This window comes from Methylomagnum sp., from assembly GCF_054333355.1.
Genome location: NZ_JBTEKS010000350.1, coordinates 1 through 4,661, shown reverse-complemented (window position 1 = coordinate 4,661; position 4,661 = coordinate 1). Strand labels below are relative to the sequence as shown.

Genomic DNA, 4,661 nt, shown 5'->3' with positions numbered 1-4,661 from the left:
AGGTCGCTATAATGAATTCACAATAATCTTTACTGGTGGGCTTTATGTCAGAGTATTTGCTTGTCTTCATGGGTGGCAATTATACTCCGCTAATGAGGATATTTAATATACCCATGCCAATATATTTTGCGTAAGTCCTATATAGAAAAAATTTACGATGTAATGAGAGAGCTAAATAGAAGATATATGCACCAATGCCGAAATAAAAAGGGGCAATGGGAATCACACGTTCCCGCATTTGAGGGAAAAAAACGACAATTGGAAAAGCTTATCGCGCAGGCGAAAGCTAAGGGATGTGCAATTCCACCAAAAGCTTACGAGTGGCTCAATGCTCAATGTCCTGTACCTGGAACCGATAGGAATACATCACCTGGTTATTAATTGAGATTTAGCAAATGAATATTGTTGATAAATGGATCGAGGCAACAAAATCTCAGCTACGAGGAAACTCATTAACTGAAGAGCTTGAATATCCCGTTATAAGGCTATTTGAGCTATGCTCATACAAGCCAAATGAGGCCATAGAGATAATCGCCGAAATTATAGAAAAAAATCCAGATGAAAAAATACTGGATTGCTTAGGGGCTGGCCCAATAGAAGAACTGCTAATTAAATATCCGTCTTATCTAGACATTCTAGTAGATAAAGTAACAAATGGCAGTTCTCTTAATAGATGCTTATCTCACGTAAATTTTGACGAGGAAGAACCCCAGGACCGTAGGCCGGGTTGAGGAACGAAACCCGGCAAGATAGGCACCGATAACGACGCAACCCATCCCCGCCCCGACGCGGGGACTTTTGTCTTTGCGTAACGAACGCCGGCCCCGTGCTGAACCTGCGCCTGCCGGGGCAGTATTTCGACGCCGAGACGGGTCTCCACTACAACATGGCGCGGCATTACGACCCCAACATCGGGCGGTATTTGCAGAGTGATCCGATTGGGTTGGAGGGAGGAATTAATACGTATGTCTATGTGGAAAATAATCCGGTCAACTGGATAGACCCGGATGGATTAAAGCGGGGACGAGATGGAGATGGGCGTGGAAGAGGAAATCGTGGTCGGGATCCAGACCCATGGCCCAAGGATGATAAGAATTTTTGTATTCGATTATACGCAGAGTGTGTAAACAACGATTGGACCGGGAATTGCCAAGTCTGCATGGATAGATGTATTGCGTCCCAAACTGGAAATTGGCCTTTCCGTGGAAGAGGTGGATGTCACCCTAAAAAGAAACAATGTCCGTAGGTTATAAATATGCCAGATATTGATGATTATATTGATGATTCATACGACTTTCTGCATGAAGTCGCCCACCTAAGCTCGGAAGATTTGGAAGTTTATTATAATGAAGCGAATATGACTTTACTTTCTATGCTCTGGGATGATTTATTTGAACATCCTTTGCCAGCAATAGATAGCTTCCAAAACTTTGCTTTGGTGGTATCCCAGCTAAATAATAGGGAAATTCACTTATCTCACGAGTTAGGTATTGCACTATTGCAGGCATCAGATTTAAAAAAGCAAGAAAGAATTAATGAGGGGGTTGAAGTTTTACAAAATTTCATAAAATCATGTGCAAGCAAGGGTTTTCGAGAAATTGCCGAAATAGAAAAGGGAAATTTTGAGGAGGGTTATTAGATATGTGCCCAATGCCATAAAATGGTATTTTAGTAACGTAGGTCGGGCAGGTACTCATGCCCGACATAACCTTACCGACACCGGAAACGTCGAGCATGGGAATGACCCTCCCGCCCCGTAAGAATTCACCGCTCCCCCCACCCCATCGGCACCGTAATTGTCGGGCATGAGTACATGCCCGACCTACAAATTACAAACTATTGAAAGAGGAAGCAGAGAATTTATGACAATTCATGGGACTGCCATAACTGCAAGAAATGAAAGTCATATTCCAGCACATGACGATTGGATAGGACTCGACGATATGGACGTGAGATATGCTTTTGAACAGTTCGCTGGTAAATCGAATGACGACATGCAGGAGGCGTTCAAAAAAAATGTAATTGAACGATGTGATAACCTTAGATTTATGCCAATGAAACCATTCAAGTACTACATCTTTGGCCTAAAAAAGTATGTTGAGTCAAACATATCGTCAGATAGCACAGACGCTGCAAGCTGCTTTCTTGAGCTAATTCAGGAAAGATTTATAGCCAACCGTGAAGAAGCGATTGAGATTATTATGGAGCTAATGCCAACTATTGAGATGGTTGCATTAAACCAGCACAATTTCGGAGCGGATACTGATATATATGGAAATTTCCTGGAGAAATTAAATGACCTAAAAGCCAACCTGTCCAAAACGTAATCAGGACCGTAGGCCGGGTTGAGGGCCGTAGGACGGGTTGAGGAACGAAACCCGGTAAGATAGGCACCGATAACGGCGCAACCCATACCCGCCCTGGCGCGGGGATTTTTGTCTCCGCGCAACGAACGCCAGGGCCGTAGATGCGGTTCGTGTCTCACCGCATCCTACGGCCCCAATGTATTGGAGAATGCGGTGGCGACGGCGGTGTTATCGAAATGGGAGGGGCAGTTGCGGCATTAGTTTTGATGGATACCGACTCGGTTTTTAAAACCGAGTCGGTGTTTGCTACCTCATCACGCCTTGGGCAAGGTCACGCCCGTCTGTCCCTGATATTTCCCGCCCCGGTCCCGGTAGGAGGTTTCACAAACCTCGTCGGCCCCGATGAATAGCATTTGGGCCACGCCCTCGTTGGCGTATATCTTCGCGGGCAGCGGCGTGGTGTTGGAAAATTCCAGCGTGACGTGTCCCTCCCATTCAGGCTCCAGAGGCGTAACATTTACGATGATGCCGCAGCGGGCATACGTACTTTTTCCGAGACACACCACGAGCACATCCCGTGGAATGCGGAAGTATTCCACCGTCCGCGCCAGGGCGAAGGAGTTGGGCGGAATGATGCACACCTCCTGCCGGACATCGACGAAGCTGCTGGCGTCGAAGTTCTTGGGATCGACGATGGCCGAATTGATGTTGGTGAAAATCTTGAATTCGTTGGAGCAGCGGACATCGTAGCCATAGCTGGATGTGCCATAGGAAATGATGCGATTTTCGCCCACCGCCCGCACCTGACCCGGCTCGAAGGGTTCAATCATGCCGTGTTCCTGAGCCATGCGGCGTATCCAACCATCGGATTTAATGCCCATCAGTCGTTCACCACGCTGATGGTGGGGAAGCGGCTGCTGAAATCCTTGGCCTTGAGCGCCAGCCTCGCGGCCAGCTTGCGGGCGACTTCGCGATAAATTCGCGCCGGTTGGCTGTCGGGATCGGCCACCACGGACGGATGACCACTGTCGGCGTTCTCGCGGATGCTTATATCCAAGGGCAGCGAACCCAGCAATTCGGTGCCGTATTTCGCAGCCATCTTCTCGCCGCCGCCCGCGCCGAAGATGTGTTCGGCATGGCCGCAGTTGGAACAGATGTGGATGCTCATATTCTCCACCAGCCCCAGCACCGGCACGCTGACCTGCTGGAACATCTTGAGGCCGCGTTGGGCGTCGAGCAGGGCGATGTCCTGTGGCGTGGTGACGATGACGGCACCGGACACGGGGATTTGCTGCGCCAAGGTCAGTTGAATATCGCCCGTGCCGGGGGGCAGGTCGATGACCAAATAATCAAGGTTGTCCCACGCCGTGTCCTTAAGCAATTGCTGCAAGGCGCCTGTCACCATGGGGCCGCGCCAGATCATGGCCTGATCCTCTTCGACCAAGAAGCCAATCGACATGGCTTGCACGCCATACGCTTCCATGGGCACCAGCTTGTTGCCATCCTGCACATCGGGCCGACCCGCCAAGCCCAGCATCAAGGGTTGGCTAGGACCGTAGATGTCGGCATCCAGAATGCCCACCCGCGCCCCTTCCGAGGCCAGGGCCAGCGCCAGATTGACGGCGGTGGTGGACTTCCCTACCCCGCCCTTGCCGGACGCCACGGCGACGATGTTCTTGACACCGGGCAGCGGCTTCAAATTCTTCTGCACCGCATGGGACACAATCTCGGTGCTGATCTCCACGGTCACGTCCGTGGCGCCGGTATCGGCTTTTATCTTGTCGATCAAGGCGGCCCGCAACTCAGCCTCATAACTAGCCGCCGGGTAGCCCAGCCGTACCCGCACCGACACCTTGCCCCCCTCCACGTCTACTTTTTTGAGCATCTTGGCGCTGACCAAGTCTTTCCCCAAGTTGGGGTCGATCCAGCCCTTTAGGCTGTTTTCCACATCAGATTGAGTGAGGGGCATACCAAATCTCCAAAAGCGGCATCAAAAAACCTAGCGTTATTCTACACAATCGGCGTCCGACCAATCGTGACATCCATGGAGCCGCGTTCTTTGGACACGACGTGACGAATGCTGATAATGATTGACATCAAGTAACGCAAAGTTTAAGGTTTTAATGTCTCAATTTACACCACATCCATGGGGACAGCGGTGGGGGAGCTTCGCTAAACCTCTCGAATCATCACCGGCTACTCATCCTAATCCCGCAAAAAAACCGCCCCGTCAGAACAACCATGGGATTTACATGGGGCGAGGACAAGCAAAACGTATTCAAAATAAAGAACACGACAATGCGAAAAATTTGTCCTATTCCGATAAGTCCAATTCTGCTTTTGATGCTGTACTTA

General features: G+C 49.8%; 7 protein-coding genes. 5 read left to right on the top strand and 2 right to left on the bottom strand.

Annotated features, from left to right (window positions below; genetic code table 11):
* Positions 1-395: 395 nt before the first annotated feature.
* The 4 genes from ACXWUF_RS18990 (at position 396) to ACXWUF_RS18975 (ending at position 2,327) form a co-directional block, all read left to right on the top strand.
* Positions 396-731, top strand: coding sequence for a hypothetical protein (locus ACXWUF_RS18990; RefSeq protein WP_458503355.1), 336 nt, complete (start codon positions 396-398; stop codon positions 729-731).
* Between the two features lie 95 nt (positions 732-826).
* Positions 827-1,246, top strand: a complete 420-nt coding sequence (locus ACXWUF_RS18985; protein WP_458503354.1) for an RHS repeat-associated core domain-containing protein — start codon at positions 827-829, stop codon at positions 1,244-1,246.
* 9 nt (positions 1,247-1,255) lie between these two features.
* Positions 1,256-1,639, top strand: a complete 384-nt coding sequence (locus tag ACXWUF_RS18980; RefSeq protein ID WP_458503353.1) for a hypothetical protein — start codon at positions 1,256-1,258, stop codon at positions 1,637-1,639.
* Between the two features lie 166 nt (positions 1,640-1,805).
* Positions 1,806-2,327 carry a hypothetical protein gene (locus ACXWUF_RS18975; RefSeq protein ID WP_458503352.1) on the top strand — a complete coding sequence of 174 codons (522 nt, stop codon included), beginning with the start codon at positions 1,806-1,808 and terminating at the stop codon, positions 2,325-2,327.
* Between the two features lie 293 nt (positions 2,328-2,620).
* Here the strand turns inward: ACXWUF_RS18975 and dcd are convergent, their stop codons facing one another.
* Together dcd and apbC are read right to left on the bottom strand one after the other, a co-directional pair.
* Positions 2,621-3,187, bottom strand: a complete 567-nt coding sequence (gene dcd / locus ACXWUF_RS18970; protein WP_458497466.1) for a dCTP deaminase — start codon at positions 3,185-3,187, stop codon at positions 2,621-2,623.
* Positions 3,187-4,275: an iron-sulfur cluster carrier protein ApbC gene (apbC, locus tag ACXWUF_RS18965; protein WP_458497465.1), complete on the bottom strand. Its 1,089-nt coding sequence runs from the start codon at positions 4,273-4,275 to the stop codon at positions 3,187-3,189. Before apbC ends, dcd begins: the two co-directional genes overlap by 1 nt.
* A 154-nt stretch (positions 4,276-4,429) precedes the next feature.
* On the opposite strand from apbC, the gene ACXWUF_RS18960 reads away from it, so the two are divergent.
* Positions 4,430-4,661 (top strand): hypothetical protein (locus ACXWUF_RS18960; protein ID WP_458503351.1); only part of this gene is annotated, 232 nt, incomplete at its 3' end.

Bases quoted from the DNA above. Each gene is read 5' to 3' on its own strand.
- ACXWUF_RS18990 (WP_458503355.1), top strand. From the start codon at position 396: ATGAATATTGTTGATAAATGGATCGAGGCAACAAAATCTCAGCTACGA.
- ACXWUF_RS18980 (WP_458503353.1), top strand. From the start codon at position 1,256: ATGCCAGATATTGATGATTATATTGATGATTCATACGACTTTCTGCAT.
- ACXWUF_RS18975 (WP_458503352.1), top strand. From the start codon at position 1,806: ATGAGTACATGCCCGACCTACAAATTACAAACTATTGAAAGAGGAAGC.
- dcd (WP_458497466.1), bottom strand. From the start codon at position 3,187: ATGGGCATTAAATCCGATGGTTGGATACGCCGCATGGCTCAGGAACAC.
- apbC (WP_458497465.1), bottom strand. From the start codon at position 4,275: ATGCCCCTCACTCAATCTGATGTGGAAAACAGCCTAAAGGGCTGGATC.